The following is a 20,443-nucleotide window of genomic DNA, read 5'->3' as shown; positions in this document are numbered from 1 at the left end:
AGCGCCGGATGGCGGCGTTGCCTTATCCGGCCTATTCCCGCGCTTTACGCACCCTTGCGGCATAAACCGTTAATGTCTGTTTGAGCACATCCAGCGTAACCGGCTTCGACAGACAGCTGTCCATGCCCGACTCCAGGCAGCGCTGCTTCTCTTCGGCCAGCGCATTCGCCGTCACGCCCACCACCGGCAGGGTCAGCCCCAGCTGGCGGATGCGCTGCGTCAGACGGTAGCCGTCCATATTCGGCATGTTCACATCGCTCAGCACGATATCAATGTGGTTCTTGCTCAGCACGTTCAGCGCGTCGACGCCATCATTAGCGGTTTTGCATTGATAGCCCAACGATCCCAGCTGATCGGCCAACAGACGGCGGTAGATCGGATGATCGTCGACGACCAGGATCATCATATCGTCGTTGCTGTCCGCCGGCGCTTCATGCGCCGCCTGCAGCTCAGCCGCGTCGCCGGTTTCTACCTTCACGCGATAAATACGGCCCAGCAGGGTCATCAACTCATGCGGCGACACAATACTGTGCACCCACTGCCCGGGCTCGAATTCCTGCGGAATACCGATATGCCGGCGGCAGAAGACGACCGCCGCCCGGCCAGCCCAAGGCTGCGACAGGGTATCATCGGCGATCAGCAGATCGTCCGGCCCCGGCGTCTCGCCGCCATAATTGCGCACGTCGATACCGTGGAAAGAGAGCAGCGTATGAATAAAGTCGGCAAGCGAGGCGTTGCGCACCGCCAGCCAGCAGCGGATCTTCGCCAGCCCGTCAATCTCGAGCGGCATCTGCGGCTGTTCACCGTACAGCGGAATGCGCAGCGTAAACTGGCTACCCATGCCCGGCTCGGTATCAACGGCGATGTCGCCATCCATCATATTGACCAGCTTTTCACAAATCGCCAGCCCCAGCCCCGTGCCCTGGAAATTACGCTGCACGCCGGTACCGACCTGGAAGAACGGGTCAAACAGGCGCACCACCTCTTTACCCGGAATGCCCACGCCGGTATCACGAATGCTGATGCTCAGGTAGTACCCTTCCCGCTTCAGGTGCAATACGATGCAGCCGATGTCGGTGAACTTAATCGCGTTGCTGAGCAGGTTAGAAATAACCTGCTGAAGGCGCATCGGATCGCCCATCAGCTTCATCGGCACGTCTGGTTCGATAAAGCAGTACATCCCGAGCTGCTTTCTGACCACCAGCGGTAGGTAGTTGGCGGTAATATGGTTCATCACCTCTTTAGGCGAGAACTCGCGCGGCTCAATTTTCAGCTGTTCGGATTCAATCTTCGAGAAGTCGAGAATGTCGCTGATGATCTTCAGCAGCAGGCCGGAGGAGTTGTTCATCGCCGTCACCAGACGGTCGACCCCCTTCGGCAGCTCTTTGGTTTGCAGCAGATCGAGGTTACCGATAATCCCGTACAGCGGCGTGCGCAGCTCATGGCTGACCGTCGCCAGGAACATCGATTTTGACTGGCTGGCCTGCTCGGCCGCCTGCGCCATCTCCTGCAGCGACTCTTCCATTTTGACGCGGGAACTCACGTCCACCAGCACGCAGATCGCCACGTTTTCATTACGATAGCGCGAATGCACAAAGCTGATTTGCAGGTTGGTATTGTTGCTGGTCAGCACATCAACGAAGTTGACCTGTTGACCGCAGATGATCTGCGTGAGCCGCTGACGGTCTTCGTGGGTCAGCATGTTCAGATAGTTATGCGCCAGCTCATTACTGAGGATATTCGTACCGTCCTGGGTGCGAAGAATACAAATTCCCACCGGCGCCGAGGCGACAATCTTGCGGTTAAACTGTTCGTGCTCTTCCAGGCGCAGCGCGTCGGACTCCGCGGGTAAGAAGATACGCCGCTCGTACATCCGCGCCATGGTAAACAGCGCAATGCCGGTGAGTACGTTCAGCAACAGCGCGTTGAGCACCAGAATACGAATACGCTCCAGCACGGCGTCCAGCGGCACCGAATAAACGATGCTCAGCGACGACGGCGCCAGCGTCTTTTTCAGCACCAGTTCACGGTAGCCTGCGGTGTAACCAAACCACAGACGCTCCTGCATCCCCCGCGCGCTGATGCGCAGACGGCTGTCCGGCCCGGCCAGTGAGATCAGCGTATTACCGTTTTCATCCAGAATAGACACCCCCATCGGCATACTGCCTGGGGTAAAGAAGTTTTCCGCGCGAATCGTTTGTTCCACGCCCAGCAGCGCCTGCAGACGATTAGCCAGATAGACCGGGGTCAGCGCATAGAAATAGCCCACGCTCTGGCGCGGCCCCTGTCCCACCCAAAACAAGTTGCCGCCGCGATCGTCCTGCGGCGCATTACGGTAATCAACAATCCGCTGGTGCAGCTCTTTCAGCGCTTCGGTGCGCTCAACCGGCATTTCGCGCAGGCCAAAATTGGCCATGCAAAGATTATCGCTGCCCACCAGGAACACGCGGTTAAGATCATAGGCGGCCGAGAAATTTTCGCGCCAGTAGCGCAGGAACCAGGCCAGCGACTCCAGCGGCCCGCGCCAGGTGGTGTCGAGCGCGCCACAGTCAGAATCGGAGAACAGCGGTTCAAAGTCCGGTACGTCAGAAGTGTCTTTTAATGCGCCGGCCGGCATGACGCCGTTGGCGGCGGTTAAGCGGTTTTCCGCAATGTACTTCAGCTCCTTAATAACATCGGAGGTTCGCTGAAAGTAGCGCTGCGCCTGATCGGAGTTAAGGTTAAATTCCTGACGAATTTCCGACTCTTTCTGATGCAGAGCATTCACGATGTAGAACACGGAAATCAGCGCGATAAGCAGCCAAAGCAGCAGCGCCAGAGCCCGAAACAGGTAGCGTGAGACTTTCAGCGTTGTGCGGAAGGAGACAAGATATTTCAAGTTGGCGAAACTCCGCCGTCAATGGCTAACAGGATGTGGTTAAGGTAGCGGGAAAAGGCCTTTGCCGCAATGTTAATGAAAAAAGGGCCGGTATTCACCGGCCCTTTCACTACGATATTTGACGATTACTCGTCAGCGTCGTCCGCGACATCATCTTCGCTGTCGGTTTCCGGCGCGATTTCATCATCACCTTCCGCCACGCTACCGTCGATAGCGTCCAGCTCTTCGTCGTCAACCGGCTCGGCCACGCGCTGCAGGCCCACCACGTTTTCATCTTCCGCTGTACGGATGAGGATAACGCCCTGGGTGTTACGCCCGACCACGCTGACTTCCGACACGCGGGTACGCACCAGCGTACCCGCGTCGGTGATCATCATGATCTGGTCACAGTCGTCGACCTGTACCGCGCCCACCACGGAGCCGTTACGCTCGGTGACTTTGATAGAGATAACGCCCTGCGTCGCACGCGACTTGGTCGGATACTCTTCAGCAGCGGTACGTTTACCGTAGCCGTTCTGAGTGACGGTCAGGATTGCACCTTCGCCGCGCGGAATAATCAGCGATACCACGCTGTCGTTTTCCGCCAGCTTGATACCGCGTACGCCGGTCGCAGTACGACCCATGGCGCGAACGGCATCTTCTTTAAAGCGCACCACTTTACCGGCGGCGGAGAACAGCATGACTTCATCTTTACCTGCGGTCAGGTCTACGCCAATCAGTTCGTCGCCTTCGTTCAGGTTCACCGCGATAATACCGGCGGAACGCGGACGGCTGAACTCGGTCAGCGCCGTTTTCTTCACGGTACCGCTGGCGGTTGCCATAAAGACGTTCACGCCCTCTTCGTACTCGCGTACCGGCAGGATGGCGGTGATACGTTCGTTCGCTTCCAGCGGCAGCAGGTTGACGATCGGACGGCCACGCGCGCCGCGGCTGGCTTCCGGCAACTGATAAACCTTCATCCAGTACAGACGGCCCCGGCTGGAGAAGCACAGGATGGTGTCATGGGTGTTGGCCACCAGCAGACGGTCAATAAAGTCTTCTTCTTTAATACGCGCTGCTGACTTACCTTTACCGCCACGACGCTGAGCTTCGTAATCGGTTAACGGCTGATATTTGACGTAACCCTGGTGAGACAAGGTCACAACAACATCTTCCTGGCTAATCAGGTCTTCGATATTAATGTCGGCACTGTTGGCGGTGATTTCGGTACGGCGGGCGTCGCCGAACTGTTCGCGAATCAGCCCCAGCTCTTCGCGGATCACTTCCATCAGACGCTCGGCGCTGCCCAGAATATGCAGCAGTTCAGCAATCTGTTCCAGCAGCTCTTTGTATTCGTCGAGCAGTTTTTCATGCTCAAGGCCGGTCAGTTTCTGCAAACGCAGATCCAGAATCGCCTGCGCCTGCTGTTCAGTCAGGTAGTATTTACCGTCGCGAACGCCAAACTCAGGTTCCAGCCATTCCGGACGCGCGGCGTCGTCGCCCGCACGTTCCAGCATCGCCGCGACGTTGCCCAGTTCCCACGGCTGCGCCACCAGGCCCGCTTTCGCTTCAGCCGGGGTCGGAGCACGACGGATCAGTTCAATGATCGGGTCGATATTCGCCAGCGCAACCGCCAGCGCTTCCAGAATGTGCGCACGATCGCGCGCTTTACGCAGTTCGAAAATGGTACGGCGAGTCACCACTTCACGACGGTGACGCACGAACGCGGCAATAATATCTTTCAGGTTCATGATCTTCGGCTGACCATGGTGCAGCGCAACCATGTTGATACCGAAGGAAACCTGCAGCTGAGTCTGGGAGTAGAGGTTGTTGAGAACCACTTCGCCCACCGCGTCGCGTTTCACTTCAATCACGATGCGCATCCCGTCTTTATCAGACTCGTCGCGCAGCGCGCTGATGCCTTCAACGCGTTTGTCTTTGACCAGCTCGGCGATTTTCTCGATCAGGCGCGCTTTGTTCACCTGATACGGAATTTCGTGCACGATGATGGTTTCACGACCGGTTTTGGCGTCGGCTTCCACTTCCGCGCGCGCGCGGATATACACTTTACCGCGGCCGGTGCGATAGGCTTCTTCAATCCCGCGGCGGCCGTTGATGATGGCGGCAGTCGGGAAATCCGGGCCAGGAATGTGTTCCATCAGGCCTTCGATGGTGATGTCTTCGTTGTCGACATACGCCAGACAGCCGTTGATCACTTCCGTCAGGTTATGCGGCGGAATGTTGGTTGCCATACCTACGGCAATACCGGAAGAACCGTTGACCAGCAGGTTAGGAATTTTGGTCGGCATGACGTCTGGAATTTTTTCCGTACCGTCATAGTTGTCCACAAAGTCTACCGTCTCTTTTTCGAGATCGGCCATCAGCTCATGAGCGATTTTCGCCAGACGGATTTCCGTGTAACGCATTGCCGCCGCGGAGTCGCCGTCGATGGAACCGAAGTTCCCCTGGCCGTCCACCAGCATGTAGCGCAGCGAGAACGGCTGGGCCATACGAACAATGGTGTCATATACCGCGGAGTCGCCGTGCGGGTGGTATTTACCGATCACGTCACCCACGACACGGGCTGATTTTTTATAGGCTTTGTTCCAGTCATTGCCCAATACGTTCATGGCGTAAAGTACGCGACGGTGTACCGGCTTCAGGCCATCTCGGACATCCGGCAGCGCACGGCCAACAATGACCGACATCGCGTAATCCAGATAAGAGTTTTTAAGCTCTTCCTCAATGTTGACCGGTGTAATTTCTCTCGCAAGGTCGCTCATCTAACCGCTATCCCTCTACTGTATTCCCGGATTCAAAGGTCGCAAATTATAACACATTAGCGTAAAGACAGGTAAACCCATTAGCACCTGCCGGACGCTTTATTCGCGCGTCGGTACTGATATACTCGCAGGCAATAATGAAATAAGGAGCAGGAACACCCATGAATGCCGAAAAAGCTGCGGTAGCGCATAACGTTGACCACGAAGAAATCGCCAAATTCGAGGCCGTCGCATCACGCTGGTGGGATCTGGAAGGGGAATTTAAGCCCCTGCACCGCATTAACCCGCTGCGCTTAGGCTACATCGCCGAACGTTCCGGCGGCCTGTTCGGTAAGAAAGTGCTGGACGTTGGCTGCGGCGGAGGCATCCTGGCAGAAAGCATGGCCCGCGAAGGTGCCACGGTGACCGGCCTGGATATGGGCTTTGAGCCGTTACAGGTGGCGAAACTCCACGCGCTGGAAACCGGTATTCAGGTCGAATACGTACAGGAGACAGTAGAAGAACACGCAGCGAAGCACGCCGGGCAATATGACGTCGTCACCTGCATGGAAATGCTGGAACACGTCCCGGACCCACAGTCGGTGGTAAAAGCCTGCGCCCGGTTGGTCAAACCCGGCGGCCAGGTCTTCTTCTCCACGCTCAACCGCAACGGTAAATCCTGGCTGATGGCGGTGGTCGGCGCGGAATACATTCTGCGCATGGTGCCCAAAGGTACGCACGACGTGAAAAAATTCATCAAGCCTGCCGAACTGCTCAGTTGGGTTGATCGGACCGTGCTCAAAGAGCGCCATATGATTGGCCTGCACTACAACCCGATAACCAATAGCTTCAAGCTGGCACCGGGCGTTGATGTTAACTATATGCTGCACACTACCGCCAAAAGCGAGTAAGCCGCTGATGACGCTGGCCCGCAGGCCGGATAAGGCGCAGCGCCGCCATCCGGCGCAGCGCCGACGTTCAACGCCTGATGGCGCTTCGCTTATCAGGCCTGCAAACCTATCGGCCCTACCAATCATTGGTATTGCCACTGCGGCAAAATTGCGCTGCATCATATAGCGCAATTTTTCCCTTCGCCGAAGAAATCAGCACTCGATCAAATTTTCATTTTTTTTTGCGCATTATTGACATCCCCGCCAGCCCTTATGCGCCGTGGACTTCGCGTTTTTCACCCTTTATCAACCTCAATTTAACGTCAAAATCAACCCTTGTACTCAAAAGAATCCAGACTAGAATACTCACCATATAGCGTTTAATTAATCAACGAACCCCTACATGTAGTATTTATCCACAGGTTTTACTACAACCGGCATTGTGGATAAATCAGGGGATATTTTCCTTTTCACGGACAGGTAACAATCACATGAATCAGAGTCTGCTGGTGACGAAGCGTGACGGCCGCACAGAGCGCATTAACCTCGACAAAATTCATCGCGTGCTGGATTGGGCAGCGGAAGGGCTGCATAACGTCTCGATTTCTCAGGTCGAGCTGCGTTCACACATCCAGTTCTACGACGGAATTAAAACATCTGATATTCATGAAACGATTATCAAAGCAGCCGCAGATCTGATCTCCCGCGAAGCACCAGACTACCAGTACCTGGCCGCACGCCTGGCGGTATTCCACCTGCGTAAAAAAGCCTACGGCCAGTTCGAGCCGCCGGCGCTGTTCGACCACGTCAAACACATGGTCAATCTGGGTAAATACGACAATCATCTGCTGGAAGACTATACGGAAGAAGAGTTCAAGCAGATGGACTCGTTTATCGTTCACGACCGTGACATGACCTTCTCCTACGCGGCAGTTAAGCAGCTTGAAGGTAAATACCTGGTACAGAACCGTGTGACCGGCGAAATCTACGAGAGCGCGCAGTTCCTGTATATTCTGGTCGCGGCCTGCCTGTTCTCCAACTACCCGCGTGAAACCCGCCTGAGCTACGTGAAGCGCTTCTACGATGCGGTTTCCACGTTCAAGATTTCTCTGCCTACGCCGATTATGTCCGGCGTACGTACCCCGACCCGTCAGTTCAGCTCCTGCGTCCTGATCGAGTGCGGCGACAGCCTGGATTCCATTAACGCCACCTCCAGCGCGATTGTGAAATACGTTTCCCAGCGCGCCGGTATCGGTATCAACGCCGGTCGCATTCGTGCACTGGGTAGCCCGATTCGCGGCGGTGAAGCGTTCCACACCGGCTGTATTCCGTTCTATAAGCACTTCCAGACGGCGGTAAAATCCTGCTCTCAGGGCGGCGTACGCGGTGGTGCGGCCACCCTGTTCTACCCAATGTGGCACCTGGAAGTCGAAAGCCTGCTGGTCCTGAAAAACAACCGCGGCGTCGAAGGTAACCGCGTGCGTCACATGGACTACGGCGTACAGATCAACAAACTGATGTACACCCGACTGTTGAAAGGTGGCGACATCACGCTGTTCAGCCCATCCGACGTCCCGGGGCTGTATGATGCATTCTTTGCCGACCAGGACGAGTTTGAGCGCCTGTACGTACAATATGAAAACGACGACAGCATCCGCAAACAGCGCGTTAAAGCGGTCGAGCTTTTCTCGCTGATGATGCAGGAACGCGCCTCTACCGGCCGTATCTACATCCAGAACGTTGACCATTGCAACACCCACAGCCCGTTCGATCCGGCTATTGCGCCGGTGCGCCAGTCTAACCTGTGCCTGGAAATCGCGCTGCCGACCAAACCGCTGGACGACGTGAACGACGAAAACGGCGAAATCGCGCTGTGTACGCTGTCCGCGTTCAACCTGGGGGCCATCAACAGCCTCGACGAGCTGGAAGAGCTGGCAATACTGGCAGTGCGCGCGCTGGACGCCCTGCTCGACTACCAGGACTACCCGATCAAAGCCGCAGAGCGCGGTGCGATGGGTCGTCGTACGCTTGGCATTGGCGTTATCAACTACGCCTACTGGCTGGCGAAAAACGGTAAACGTTACTCCGATGGCAGCGCTAACAACCTGACGCACCAGACTTTCGAAGCCATTCAGTACTACCTGCTGAAGGCCTCTAACGAGCTGGCGAAAGAACAAGGCGCCTGCCCGTGGTTCAACGAAACCACCTATGCGCAGGGTATTCTGCCGATCGATACCTATAAGAAAGACCTGGATGCGATTACCAACGAACCGCTGCACCTCGACTGGGAAGCGCTGCGTCAGTCCATTACGACCCACGGCCTGCGTAACTCTACGCTCTCTGCACTGATGCCGTCCGAGACCTCTTCGCAGATCTCCAACGCCACCAACGGCATCGAACCGCCGCGCGGCTACGTGAGCATCAAAGCGTCGAAAGACGGTATTCTGCGCCAGGTCGTGCCGGACTACGAGCATCTGGGTAACGCCTACGAGCTGCTGTGGGAAATGCCGAACAACGACGGCTATCTGCAGCTGGTGGGGATTATGCAGAAGTTTATCGACCAGGCCATTTCCGCCAACACCAACTATGACCCGACGCGCTTCCCGTCAGGCAAAGTACCGATGCAGCAGCTGCTTAAAGACCTGCTGACGGCCTATAAGTTTGGCGTGAAAACCCTGTACTATCAAAACACCCGCGACGGTGCGGAAGATGCTCAGGATGACCTGGTGCCGTCCATTCAGGATGACGGCTGCGAAAGCGGCGCCTGTAAGATCTAATAACGATTGCCGGGCAGCGATACGCTGACCCGGCCTTTGATTTCCGTACCGACGAAAACCTTATTCGGTGTACGGATTTTTTTGCGATGATATTGTAAGCAGGTAAGTAACCGCCATCCGGCATTACTCTCCAGACAGGATTGACATCAATGGCATACACCACTTTTTCACAGACGAAAAACGATCAGCTCAAAGAGCCGATGTTCTTTGGCCAGCCGGTCAACGTGGCACGCTACGACCAGCAGAAATATGACATCTTCGAAAAGCTGATTGAAAAACAGCTCTCCTTCTTCTGGCGTCCGGAAGAAGTGGACGTGTCCCGCGATCGCATCGACTACCAGGCGCTGCCGGAACACGAAAAGCACATTTTCATCAGCAACCTGAAGTATCAGACCCTGCTGGACTCCATTCAGGGCCGTAGCCCGAACGTGGCGCTGCTGCCGCTGATTTCCATTCCTGAGCTGGAAACCTGGGTGGAAACGTGGGCGTTTTCTGAAACCATCCACTCGCGATCTTACACCCACATTATCCGCAACATCGTCAACGATCCGGCGATTGTGTTTGATGACATCGTCACCAACGAACAGATTCAGAAACGCGCAGAAGGCATTTCCAGCTACTATGACGAGCTGATCGAAATGACCAGCTACTGGCATCTGCTGGGCGAAGGCACCCACAGCGTCAACGGCAAAACCGTGACCGTGAACCTGCGCGAGCTGAAAAAGAAACTCTACATCTGCCTGATGAGCGTGAACGCGCTTGAAGCCATCCGCTTCTACGTCAGCTTCGCCTGCTCTTTCGCTTTCGCCGAGCGCGAACTGATGGAAGGCAACGCCAAAATCATCCGCCTGATCGCGCGCGATGAAGCCCTGCACCTGACCGGTACCCAGCACATGCTGAACCTGCTGCGCAGCGGCACCGATGACCCGGAGATGGCGGAGATTGCTGAAGAGTGCAAGCAAGAATGCTACGACCTGTTCGTTCAGGCCGCTCAGCAGGAAAAAGAGTGGGCAGACTACCTGTTCCGCGACGGCTCGATGATTGGCCTGAACAAAGACATTCTGTGCCAGTATGTTGAATACATTACCAACATCCGTATGCAGGCGGTCGGCCTGGATCTACCGTTCCAGACCCGCTCCAACCCGATCCCGTGGATCAACACCTGGCTGGTCTCTGATAACGTACAGGTAGCACCGCAGGAAGTGGAAGTCAGCTCATACCTGGTCGGTCAGATTGACTCGGAAGTTGATACCGACGATCTCAGCAACTTCCAGCTGTAAGATGAGCCGGGTTTTTCTGCGCATCACCGGCACGCGTCTGCTGTGCCAGGATGAACATCCGTCCCTACTGGCGGCGCTGGAGTCCCACAACGTTGAGGTGGAATATCAGTGCCGTGAAGGCTACTGCGGCTCCTGCCGCACGCGGCTGGTATCGGGCCAGGTTGACTGGCTGACCGAGCCGCTGGCCTTTATCCAGCCGGATGAAATTTTGCCCTGCTGCTGCCGGGCAAAAGGCGATATTGAAATCGAGATGTAACGGTTAGTGCACGACATACCTCTTCGCTAATGGCGCCGATAAACGGCGCTTTTTCTTTTCTGCGCCAACACGCCGCCGCGCGCCCAGCCGGCAGAAGTCGACTCAGACCCCAAAATGCGCGATTCTGTTTTCGATTAACGCGCGAATATGTTCGATATCAAACAATTCTCCATAATGATGTGACTTAATGTAATGAAAACGAACATTGAGGACACACTATGGACAGCGCCTCTGTATCTGAATTCGACGTTATTATCATCGGCGGCGGCGCCACCGGCGCCGGGATCGCCCGCGACTGTGCCCTGCGCGGGCTGAAGGCGGCGCTGGTAGAGCGTTTTGATATCGCCACCGGCGCCACTGGACGCAATCACGGTCTGCTGCACAGCGGCGCGCGCTACGCGGTGACCGACGGCGAGTCGGCGCGCGAATGCATCAGCGAAAACCAGATCCTGCGCCGGATTGCCCGCCACTGCATTGAGCCCACCAGCGGCCTGTTCATCACGCTGCCGGAAGACGATCTGCACTATCAACGTCCCTTTATCGAGGCCTGTCTGGCCGCCGGTATTCAGGCTGAAGCCATCGACCCGCAGCTCGCCAGGCGCATGGAACCCTCGGTTAACCCGGCGCTGACCGGGGCGGTGCGCGTGCCGGACGGCACCGTCGATCCGTTCCGCCTCACCGCCGCCAACATGCTTGATGCGCGTGAACACGGCGCAACCATCCTGACCGCTCACGAAGTCACGGGGCTTATCCGTCGCGGCGACCGGGTAGAGGGCGTCAAGCTGGTCGATCGCACCACCGCCGAACAACGTGAGCTGCGCGCGCCCGTGGTGGTCAACGCCGCCGGGATCTGGGGCCAGCGCATCGCCGAATATGCCGATTTACGCATCCGCATGTTTCCAGCCAAAGGCTCGCTGCTGATTTTCGAAAACCGCCTCAACCAGCACGTTATCAACCGCTGCCGCCCTCCCGCCGACGCCGATATTCTGGTGCCCGGCGATACCATCTCACTGATTGGCACGACCTCCACACACATTGACTATCGTGATATCGATCGCTGCCGGGTCACACCTGATGAGGTTGACATTCTGCTGCGAGAAGGCGAGAAGCTGGCGCCCCGTATGGCACATACGCGCATTCTCCGCGCCTACTGCGGCGTACGGCCGCTGGTGGCGAGCGACAACGATCCCAGCGGGCGCAACGTCAGCCGCGGCATTGTCCTGCTGGACCACGCTGAGCGCGATGGGCTGGAAGGCTTTATCACCATTACCGGCGGCAAGCTGATGACCTATCGCCTGATGGCGGAGTGGGCCACCGACGCCGTCTGCCGAAAATTGCGCCACAGCCGCCCCTGCTCAACCGCCGACACGCCGCTGCCCGGTTCTCAGGAGACCGCCGAGAAAACGCTGCAGCGCATGATCTCCCTGCCCGCGCCGCTCCGCGGTTCTGCGGTCTATCGGCACGGCGACCGTACCCCGGAGTGGCTCGGCAACAGCCGCCTGCACCGCAGCGTGGTGTGCGAATGCGAAGCCGTCACCGCCGGTGAAGTGCAGTACGCGGTGGAAAATCTGGCGGTTAATAATCTGCTGGATCTGCGTCGCCGTACGCGCGTCGGCATGGGGACCTGCCAGGGAGAACTGTGCGCCTGTCGGGCGAGCGGCCTGCTGCACCGTTATCAGGTGACCACCGCCGCCCAGTCGCTGGCGCAGCTTTCTGACTTTCTTAACGAGCGCTGGAAAGGCGTCCAGCCGATTGCCTGGGGCGATGCGCTGCGCGAAAGCGAACTCACGCGCTGGGTGTACCAGGGTCTGTGTGGCCTGGACAAGGAGGACAACCATGAGATTTGATAGCGTTATCATCGGCGGCGGGCTCGCCGGACTGCTGTGCGGGCTACGGCTACAGCAAGCAGGGCTACGCTGTGTCATTGTCAGCCGCGGCCAGAGCGCGCTGCATTTCTCCTCCGGGTCGCTGGATCTGCTCGGCGCCCTGCCCGATGGCCAGCGCGTAGACGATCCCGTCAGCGGCCTTATCGCGCTCGCCGAGGCATCACCGCAACACCCTTATGCGCTTCTCGGTGCCGATAACGTGCTGCGCTATGCGCAACATGCGCAAACGCTGCTGGCTTCCTGTGGTCTGAATATGCAGGGCTCCAGCACGCAAACGCACCAGCGCGTAACGCCGCTTGGCACCCTGCGTGATGCCTGGCTCAGCCCGCCGGATATTCCCGTCACACCGCTGCCTACCGGCGCCATTCGCGTGGTCGGCATCAGCGGTTTTCTCGATTTCCAGCCGCACCTCGCGGCGGCCTCTTTGCAGCAACAGGGGCTGACGGCTGATACCGCCGAAATCGATCTCCCCGAGCTGGACGTGCTGCGCGATAACCCAACCGAGTTTCGCGCCGCCAATATCGCCAGGGTGCTGGACGAAAAAGCACACTGGCAGACGCTGTATCAGGCGCTGCTGCCGCTGTGCGAGGGGCACGATGCCTTGCTGCTTCCCGCCGTTTTTGGCCTGCGCGATACCGCGCTATTCGACTGGCTTAACGCCAGCCTGCCCTGCCCGCTATTTTTACTGCCTACGCTGCCGCCTTCGGTGCCCGGTATGCGTTTGCACGCCGCACTACAGCGGCAGTTCGTCAGCCTTGGCGGTATCTGGATGGCGGGGGATGAAGTCGTGCGCGTCAGCCACGCTGACGGTAACGTTGACGCCGTCTGGACGCGTAACCACGGCGATATTCCGCTGCGCCCACGCTACGCCGTACTGGCCAGCGGCAGCTTTTTCAGCAACGGGCTGATCGCCGGGCGCGAGGGTATCCGCGAATCGATTTTGGGGCTGGATATCCAGCAACCCACGCCGCGCGCGGCGTGGTATCACGATAATTTCTTCGCGCCGCAGCCGTGGCAACAGTCCGGCGTCATCGTGGATGACGCCCTGCGCCCGGCGCAACGTGGCGTCACCTTTACTAATCTGTTTGCCATCGGTTCCGTTCTGGGCGGCTATGATCCTATTGCCCAAGGGTGCGGCGGCGGCGTCTGCGCGGCCACCGCCCTGCACGCTGCGGAGCGGATTATCGCGGCGGTGGGAGGCCAACCATGAGCCAGAACAGCTTTGAAAACTGCATCAAATGTACCGTCTGCACCACCGTCTGCCCGGTGAGCCGCGTCAACCCACGCTACCCCGGGCCAAAACAGGCCGGGCCGGACGGCGAACGGCTGCGGCGCAAAGACAGCCGCCTCTACGACGACGCGCTGAAATACTGTATTAACTGCAAGCGCTGTGAAGTGGCCTGCCCTTCCGACGTGAAAATCGGCGATATTATTCAGCACGCCCGCGCCGACTACGGTCAGCAAAAGCCGGGAGTGCGTGACGCAATCCTCAGCCATACCGATCTGATGGGCAGCCTGTCGACGCCGTTTGCGCCGCTGGTTAACGCCGCCACCGGCCTCAAACCGGTACGTCAGCTGCTGGACACCGCGCTGAAAATCGACCACCGCCGCAGCCTGCCTAAATACGCCTTCGGCACCTTTCGCCGTCGCTACCGGCACATTGCCGAACGGCAGACGCAGTTCGCCGAGCAGGTGGCATTTTTTCACGGCTGCTACGTTAACTACAACCACCCGCAGCTGGGGCTCGATCTGATTACCGTTCTCAACGCCATGGGCGTAGGCGTGCAGCTATTAAGCAAAGAGAAATGCTGCGGGGTGCCGCTGATTGCTAACGGCTTCTTCGACAAAGCGCGGCAACAGGCGCAAAGCAACGTGGCGTCGCTACGCGAAGCCATTGAAGACAAGCAACTGCCGGTGTTAGCGACCTCGTCGACCTGCACCTTTACGCTGCGCGATGAGTATCCGCATCTGTTAAATGTCGATAACCACGGGCTCCGTGAGAGCATTGAGCTCGCAACGCGCTGGCTATGGCGAAAATTGGACGAGGGCGCCGCGCTGGCATTAAAGCCGCTGCCGCTTAAGGTGGTGTATCACACGCCGTGCCACATGGAGAAAATGGGCTGGTCGCTGTATACGCTGGAACTGCTGCGCCGTATCCCGGGTCTGGAGCTGCAGGTTCTCGAATCGCAATGCTGCGGCATCGCCGGAACCTACGGCTTCAAAAGTGAGAACTACCCTACCTCACAGGCGATAGGCGCGCCGCTGTTCGCACAAATTGAAGCCAGCGGCGCCGATCTGGTGGTGACGGATTGCGAAACCTGCAAATGGCAGATTGAGATGTCCACCAGCAAGCGCTGTGAACATCCCATCACCCTGCTGGCGCAGGCGATTTCGCGTGATTGAGCCTGGTGCCCGCGATGTGCCGGGTGGCGCTGCGCTTACCCGGCCTGCATTCCGCATCCGACGTCTAGAGTACCAGCGAATCGACGACGTTAATCCAGCCGTGCTCGCTGGCAACCGGTTTGCCGTGCAGCCAGCGGCGCAGCATGTTCAGCGCCATCATGGCGCACACTTCCTGGCGTATCGCTAAACCGTGTCGCGTATTGCTGAACTTCACCTGCAGCGCGTGGGTGCCTTCCGCCGTCGAGAGCGCAAAATTAATGTGCTCGCTCTCCAGTCCGCTGACCGCCAGAGCCAGCCCGGCAAAGTGATTAACGCGGCGCTCGGCGGCCCAGCGCGCGGTCTGCGCCAGGGTTTCATCCTGCGGCGGCACCACTTCACTGGCCAGCAGCGGCGCATCGGCGCGGGAGAGCTGTAGCGCAATCAGCCCGCTGGTGAACTGCTCGCTCAGCGTCAGGCTCAGCTGTTTTTCTTTCAGCACGCGGGCCAACTGCGCGGGCAGCCCCTCGGTACCTTCAAAAATCAGGCTTTCCCCGGCCACTTTCTGTACCTCTGGCCACAGTGCCAGCATCGCCTCGCGATGCTCCGACGGGCCGGTCAGCTTCAGTTCAATAATCGGCATGGAAGAGCGGTAGCCCATCGTCACGCCCGGCGGCAAATCAAGATGCTGCAAACTTTGGGCGAGGTCGCTTTCCGAGCGGCCAAAGGTGGTGAGTCGTAGACACACCGGCGGCTCACCAACCGGGTAACGCTGGCGGATGCGCGGCAGAATTTCACGTTCCACCATGACTTTAAATTCCGACGGCACGCCCGGCGTGAAGAACATAAGACAGCGGTTGAGCTTCACGGCGAAGCCGCAGGCGGTGCCCACCGGGTTATCAATCAGCTCCGCGCTGGCCGGGATTTCCGCCTGCTTGCGGTTGCTGGGTGCCATCACGCGGCCGCGCTCGCTGAAAAATCGCTCCATAAACGCCAGCCACTCTTCATGCATAACCAGCGATTCCCCTTTGGCGGTCGCCGCCGCCAGCGCGCTGAGATCGTCGCTGGTCGGCCCCAGACCACCGTTCACGATGAGAATATCAGCCTGCGTGCTGCGTTCGCGCAGAATCGCCACCAGATCATCCAGGTTATCGCCTACGGTATTGCGGCGGGACAGCGGAATACCCTGCTGGAAACAAAAATCAGCCAGCCAGGCCGCATTCGTATCGACGATCTGTCCCGATAAGACTTCGTCACCGGTGGACAGCATCTCAACCGTTATCATCACTTTCTCCATTAAAAAGAGGACGATTAACTATACACAAAATCATTCGAGTTACATCACAAAACGCGCCTGCGTTTTGACCTGAAGGGGGAGAAGTGAATCACGCAAACGGAGGATTTAAGAGGGAAAAAAGGGGCGCAGCGGTAGCCGCTGCGCCGGGGAGGATCAGAACGCTGCGCTTACGCCGACGTACGGGCCATCGGCCACGGCGTTGTCGCGGTTGCCGTCTTTGCCGGCAAGGTTCAGGTAGCGATAGCCTGCTTCGATGCTGATCGGGCGCATCAGGGTGTATCGCGCGCCGGCGTTCGCTTCGGTATAGCTGTCGATACCGCTGGACAGCGAGTCCGGAGAATAATAGTACTCGCCGAACAGACGCAGGCTGTCGCCGATTTTCCACTGCAGGCCGCCGCCCACCGCTGCCGCATAGCCGGAATCGCCCGCTTTCGGATCGGTGTAAATACCTTTACCGCCCACGGTTGCCAGGAACGGACCCAGCGGGATATTCAGCCCCAGGCCCAAACCGGCGACATCACCGTCGTCATCGTTGTGCGTCCAGTTACCGGTTAACGCCAGGCCCGACGTTTCGGTGCCCATGCCAAAACCCAGGTTGGTATATTCTTTACCCGCCTGGCCGCTAATACTGATAGCACTCGCTGACGCAGAGACAAACATCAGCCCCGCCAGACTCAATAACACGCTCTTTTTCATCTTCATCCTTTCACGCAAAGCAAAAATAAATCCCACAAACCGCTGAATTGTACTGCGTTAAACCGCGGTTTCAATCTACGAAATAGGCAATAATCGCCGCGATTGTAACGAATTACGACTCATACATCCGCAAAAATAATGAATTAAATTAACAAAATAAACACAGGATATGATTTATGCGGCAAACTTCGCGGCAACCCAGAGACTGAGCTGATGACGAGAAACTTTTATCCCGCTCCCTTTCATCGTTTCGGGCAGCCGTAGCCAGCGGCAGGGCTGCTGAAAACCGGCCAGTTTATCTTTGGCCCATGCGGCCAGCGCAGGCAAGTCCAGCGCGGCTTCACCGTCCACTACCGCCACCGGACGCTGGCCAAACTCGGCGTCGTCCACCGGCACGATAAACACCTGATTGACCGCTGGGTGCTGGGCAATAACGCGCTCAACCGCTTCCGGCTGAACACCTTCACCGCCGCTGAAAAACAGGTTATCCAGCCGTCCTATTACCCGCAGGCGGCCATCATGCAGCTCACCGCGGTCGCGAGTCGCGAACCACCCCTCGGCATTAACCAGCGGCACGAGCGCACCGTCACGCCAGTAGCCCGCCGCCATGCTGGTCGCACGGAGCCAGATTTCGCCCTCAACCAGCCGCATCTCGCGGCCGGGCAGCGGCGTACCCACGTCATCGCCGCCGTTGGCCTCGCGGGCACAAACGGTCGACGCAAACTCGGTCAGGCCGTAGCCGCAGAAGGTGCGGATCCCCCGAGCGGCTGCCTGTTCCGTCAACGCCGCAGGAATCGCCGCGCCGCCTAATAACACCGCCTTGAGCGAGAGCGGCTGCCGGTCGTTAAACAGCCGCCACAGCTGCGTAGGCACCAGAGAAGCATGCGTGCAGCCTGACAGCGCATCGGCCAGCGGGCGTTCACTCACCGCCATCTGCGCACCGGCAAACAGCCAGCGCCAGAAGATCCCCTGCCCGGACACGTGGAACAACGGCAGCGACAGCAGCCAGCAATCGCCTTCGCTAAACGGCATCAGGCTCAGCACGCCTTCCGCACTCGCCAGATGCGCGGCGCAGCGGTGAACCGCCGCTTTTGGCAGCCCGGTCGAGCCGGAGGTCAGCGTCATGGAGGCCAGCCGTTCAGCCTGCCAGCCAACATCGTGGTACTGGCGCGCGCTACGCAGCCGCAGCACAGGCAAATCGTAGTGCGCCTCGCCGTCGAGATTAAGCACATGGCTGAGGGTCAGCCCCGGCAGCAGTTCACTGACCAGAGACGCGGGCAGACGCGGGTTGAGCGGTAAAATGCGGGCGCCGCACTGGAGCAGCGCCAGCCAGGCCAGCACCGCCTGAGGATGGTTGCGGGCGCACAGCGCCACGCCGTCCCCTGCCCTGACACCCTGTGCCTGCAAACCGGCGGCCAGCGAGTCAACGCGCTGGCACAGCGTGGACCAGCTCAGCGTCTCGTCATCAAAACGCAGCGCCGCCGCCGCGCCGCGCTGCGCGCACCAGTGACGCCACGGCCAGTTTGTGAAGGTCACAGCAGCGGCTCCATATCCTCAATCGCACCGCACGGCAGCGCGCTGTGCGGCCAGCAGCGAATCAGCTGGGTCTGCATCAAATCCAGCGTATCGAGACCCGGTACGGTCTGCGGCGTCAGCCAGGCCGCGATACGCGCCAGCTGCGTGAGGCCAAGGCTGGACTCCAGCGAAGAGCTGATAACCGCCGTCAGGCCCAGCGCATGGGCGGCCGCCACCTGCGCTTTCACCCGCGCCAGGCTGCCGGTCAGCGTCGGTTTAATCACCACCGCCCGCAGCCCCGGCTCGGCTTCAAAGCGAAAATCCGCCTCGCGCAGGCTTTCATCCCAGGCAATGGCGATGCCGGTTTCCTGCGCAAAGGCGCGCGAATCCTCGCGGGTTTTACACGGCTCTTCAAGAAAAGCGATGCGCGCGCGATGCGCCGGGTCAACGTATTTAGCGAACTGCTGCGCCTTCAGCGGCGTCCAGGCGCGATTGGCGTCAAGACGCAGCGTCAGCTCCGGAATGGCTTCCAGCAGCAGATTCACCACCATGCCATCGCGAACCGCTTCGTACAGACCCACTTTCACTTTGGCGACTTTCTCACCAGGCATCTCAGCAAGCTTGAGCACCAGTTCATCAGGGTCGCCGGTACACAGCGGCGCGGCGCGAAAATCCGCTTCCTGCGGCAGTTCATCGTTGATTTCGGCCAGTGCGCAACTGATACCAAACGCCACGGAGGGCATCTCAGGCAGCGGCGCGGCGTCATCCTGACGCCACGCGTTTGTCCAGGCCAGCAGCGCCGACTGCGCGTCGTCCAGCGTTTCGTGGCTGAAGCCCGGCAGCGGGGACACTTCGCCCCAGCCGTCACGCTCGCCGTCACGCAGGTAGACGAACAGCCCGTCGCGGGTTTTCAGCCGCCGCTCGCGCAGAACCACGCCCGCGTCCATCGGGATCTGCCAGCGGTAAACCTGGGCGCGACGCATTACGGGTTCCGTTTAAATTTGCTGAAGTCAGGCTGGCGTTTCTGGTTGAAGGCGTTACGACCTTCCTGACCTTCTTCGGTCATATAGAACAGCATAGTGGCGTTGCCCGCCAGCTCCTGCAGACCCGCCTGACCGTCACAGTCGGCATTCAACGCGGCTTTCAGGCAGCGCAGCGCCATCGGGCTGTTTTGCAGCATTTCGCGACACCAGCGAACGGTTTCTTTTTCCAGATCCGCCAGCGGTACCACGGTGTTCACCAGGCCCATATCCAGCGCCGCTTTGGCGTCGTACTGGCGGCACAGGAACCAGATTTCACGCGCTTTTTTCTGACCCACGATACGCGCCATGTAAGAAGCGCCCCAGCCGCCGTCAAAGGAACCGACTTTCGGGCCGGTCTGGCCGAAGATGGCGTTATCGGCCGCAATGGTCAGGTCGCACATCATGTGCAGCACATGGCCGCCGCCGATGGAGTAACCCGCCACCATCGCCACAACCGGTTTCGGGCAGGTGCGGATCTGGCGCTGGAAGTCGAGCACGTTCAGGTGATGTACGCCGCTGTCGTCCTGGTAGCCGCCGTAGTCGCCGCGCACCTTCTGGTCACCGCCGGCACAGAAAGCTTTATCGCCTTCGCCGGTTAAGATAATCACGCCAATATTGTCGTCATAGCGCGCATCGGCCAGCGCCTGGATCATCTCTTTCACCGTCAGCGGGCGAAACGCGTTGCGTACCTGCGGGCGGTTAATGGTGATTTTGGCAATGCCGTCAGCGGATTTTTGATAGCGAATGTCGGTAAAACCTTCGGAACAGTCGTGCCATTCGGCCGGGGCGTACAGCATAGCTTCATCAGGATAAATCATAGCGAGTC

Annotated in this window: 14 protein-coding genes; 7 read left to right on the top strand and 7 right to left on the bottom strand. The window is 58.7% G+C overall.

Going from position 1 to position 20,443, the window contains the following annotated elements; genetic code table 11:
- Positions 1–31: 31 nt before the first annotated feature.
- Together rcsC and gyrA are read right to left on the bottom strand one after the other, a co-directional pair.
- Positions 32–2,878 carry a two-component system sensor histidine kinase RcsC gene (gene rcsC, locus H7R56_RS08080; RefSeq protein ID WP_182928573.1) on the bottom strand — a complete coding sequence of 949 codons (2,847 nt, stop codon included), beginning with the start codon at positions 2,876–2,878 and terminating at the stop codon, positions 32–34.
- A gap of 125 nt (positions 2,879–3,003) precedes the next feature.
- The gene (gene gyrA / locus H7R56_RS08075) at positions 3,004–5,640 is read right to left on the bottom strand and encodes a DNA topoisomerase (ATP-hydrolyzing) subunit A (protein WP_182928572.1); all 2,637 of its coding nucleotides are present in this window, start codon (positions 5,638–5,640) and stop codon (positions 3,004–3,006) included.
- 161 nt (positions 5,641–5,801) lie between these two features.
- Between gyrA and ubiG the strand changes: the two genes are divergently transcribed.
- The 7 genes from ubiG to glpC all read left to right on the top strand — a co-directional run bounded on the left by ubiG (position 5,802) and on the right by glpC (position 15,111).
- Positions 5,802–6,530, top strand: a complete 729-nt coding sequence (ubiG, locus tag H7R56_RS08070) for a bifunctional 2-polyprenyl-6-hydroxyphenol methylase/3-demethylubiquinol 3-O-methyltransferase UbiG (RefSeq protein WP_106924351.1) — start codon at positions 5,802–5,804, stop codon at positions 6,528–6,530.
- Between the two features lie 470 nt (positions 6,531–7,000).
- Positions 7,001–9,286: a class 1a ribonucleoside-diphosphate reductase subunit alpha gene (nrdA, locus tag H7R56_RS08065; protein WP_106924350.1), complete on the top strand. Its 2,286-nt coding sequence runs from the start codon at positions 7,001–7,003 to the stop codon at positions 9,284–9,286.
- Positions 9,287–9,435: 149 nt separating this feature from the next.
- Positions 9,436–10,566, top strand: coding sequence for a class Ia ribonucleoside-diphosphate reductase subunit beta (gene nrdB / locus H7R56_RS08060; protein WP_106924349.1), 1,131 nt, complete (start codon positions 9,436–9,438; stop codon positions 10,564–10,566).
- 1 nt (position 10,567) lies between these two features.
- Positions 10,568–10,822 carry a class I ribonucleotide reductase maintenance protein YfaE gene (gene yfaE / locus H7R56_RS08055; protein ID WP_106924348.1) on the top strand — a complete coding sequence of 85 codons (255 nt, stop codon included), beginning with the start codon at positions 10,568–10,570 and terminating at the stop codon, positions 10,820–10,822.
- Positions 10,823–11,040: 218 nt separating this feature from the next.
- Positions 11,041–12,669 (top strand): anaerobic glycerol-3-phosphate dehydrogenase subunit A, encoded by a 1,629-nt coding sequence (glpA, locus tag H7R56_RS08050; protein ID WP_106924347.1) that lies wholly within the window; start codon positions 11,041–11,043, stop codon positions 12,667–12,669.
- Positions 12,659–13,918, top strand: a complete 1,260-nt coding sequence (gene glpB / locus H7R56_RS08045) for a glycerol-3-phosphate dehydrogenase subunit GlpB (protein WP_106924346.1) — start codon at positions 12,659–12,661, stop codon at positions 13,916–13,918. The genes glpA and glpB overlap by 11 nt, the downstream gene beginning before the upstream one ends.
- Positions 13,915–15,111, top strand: coding sequence for an anaerobic glycerol-3-phosphate dehydrogenase subunit GlpC (gene glpC / locus H7R56_RS08040; protein WP_106924345.1), 1,197 nt, complete (start codon positions 13,915–13,917; stop codon positions 15,109–15,111). Before glpB ends, glpC begins: the two co-directional genes overlap by 4 nt.
- Before the next feature lie 64 nt (positions 15,112–15,175).
- Here the strand turns inward: glpC and H7R56_RS08035 are convergent, their stop codons facing one another.
- The 5 genes from H7R56_RS08035 to menB all read right to left on the bottom strand — a co-directional run bounded on the left by H7R56_RS08035 (position 15,176) and on the right by menB (position 20,435).
- Positions 15,176–16,372 carry a nicotinamide mononucleotide deamidase-related protein YfaY gene (locus tag H7R56_RS08035; protein ID WP_106924344.1) on the bottom strand — a complete coding sequence of 399 codons (1,197 nt, stop codon included), beginning with the start codon at positions 16,370–16,372 and terminating at the stop codon, positions 15,176–15,178.
- Positions 16,373–16,537: 165 nt separating this feature from the next.
- A complete protein-coding gene (locus H7R56_RS08030) occupies positions 16,538–17,080 on the bottom strand; it encodes a YfaZ family outer membrane protein (protein WP_106924343.1) in 543 nt (180 codons plus the stop codon).
- 174 nt (positions 17,081–17,254) lie between these two features.
- A complete protein-coding gene (gene menE, locus H7R56_RS08025; protein WP_106924342.1) occupies positions 17,255–18,616 on the bottom strand; it encodes an o-succinylbenzoate--CoA ligase in 1,362 nt (453 codons plus the stop codon).
- A complete protein-coding gene (gene menC, locus H7R56_RS08020; RefSeq protein ID WP_106924341.1) occupies positions 18,613–19,578 on the bottom strand; it encodes an o-succinylbenzoate synthase in 966 nt (321 codons plus the stop codon). Before menC ends, menE begins: the two co-directional genes overlap by 4 nt.
- Entirely contained in the window at positions 19,578–20,435 is an 858-nt protein-coding gene (gene menB / locus H7R56_RS08015) for a 1,4-dihydroxy-2-naphthoyl-CoA synthase (RefSeq protein WP_106924340.1), read from the bottom strand. The genes menC and menB overlap by 1 nt, the downstream gene beginning before the upstream one ends.
- Positions 20,436–20,443: the final 8 nt, after the last annotated feature.

It is taken from the genome of Klebsiella sp. WP3-W18-ESBL-02 (assembly GCF_014168815.1).
Classification (GTDB): Bacteria; Pseudomonadota; Gammaproteobacteria; order Enterobacterales; family Enterobacteriaceae; genus Kluyvera; species Kluyvera ascorbata_B.
Note: the sequence above shows the minus strand (reverse complement) of the source record. Positions and strands in the feature narration are given on the sequence as shown.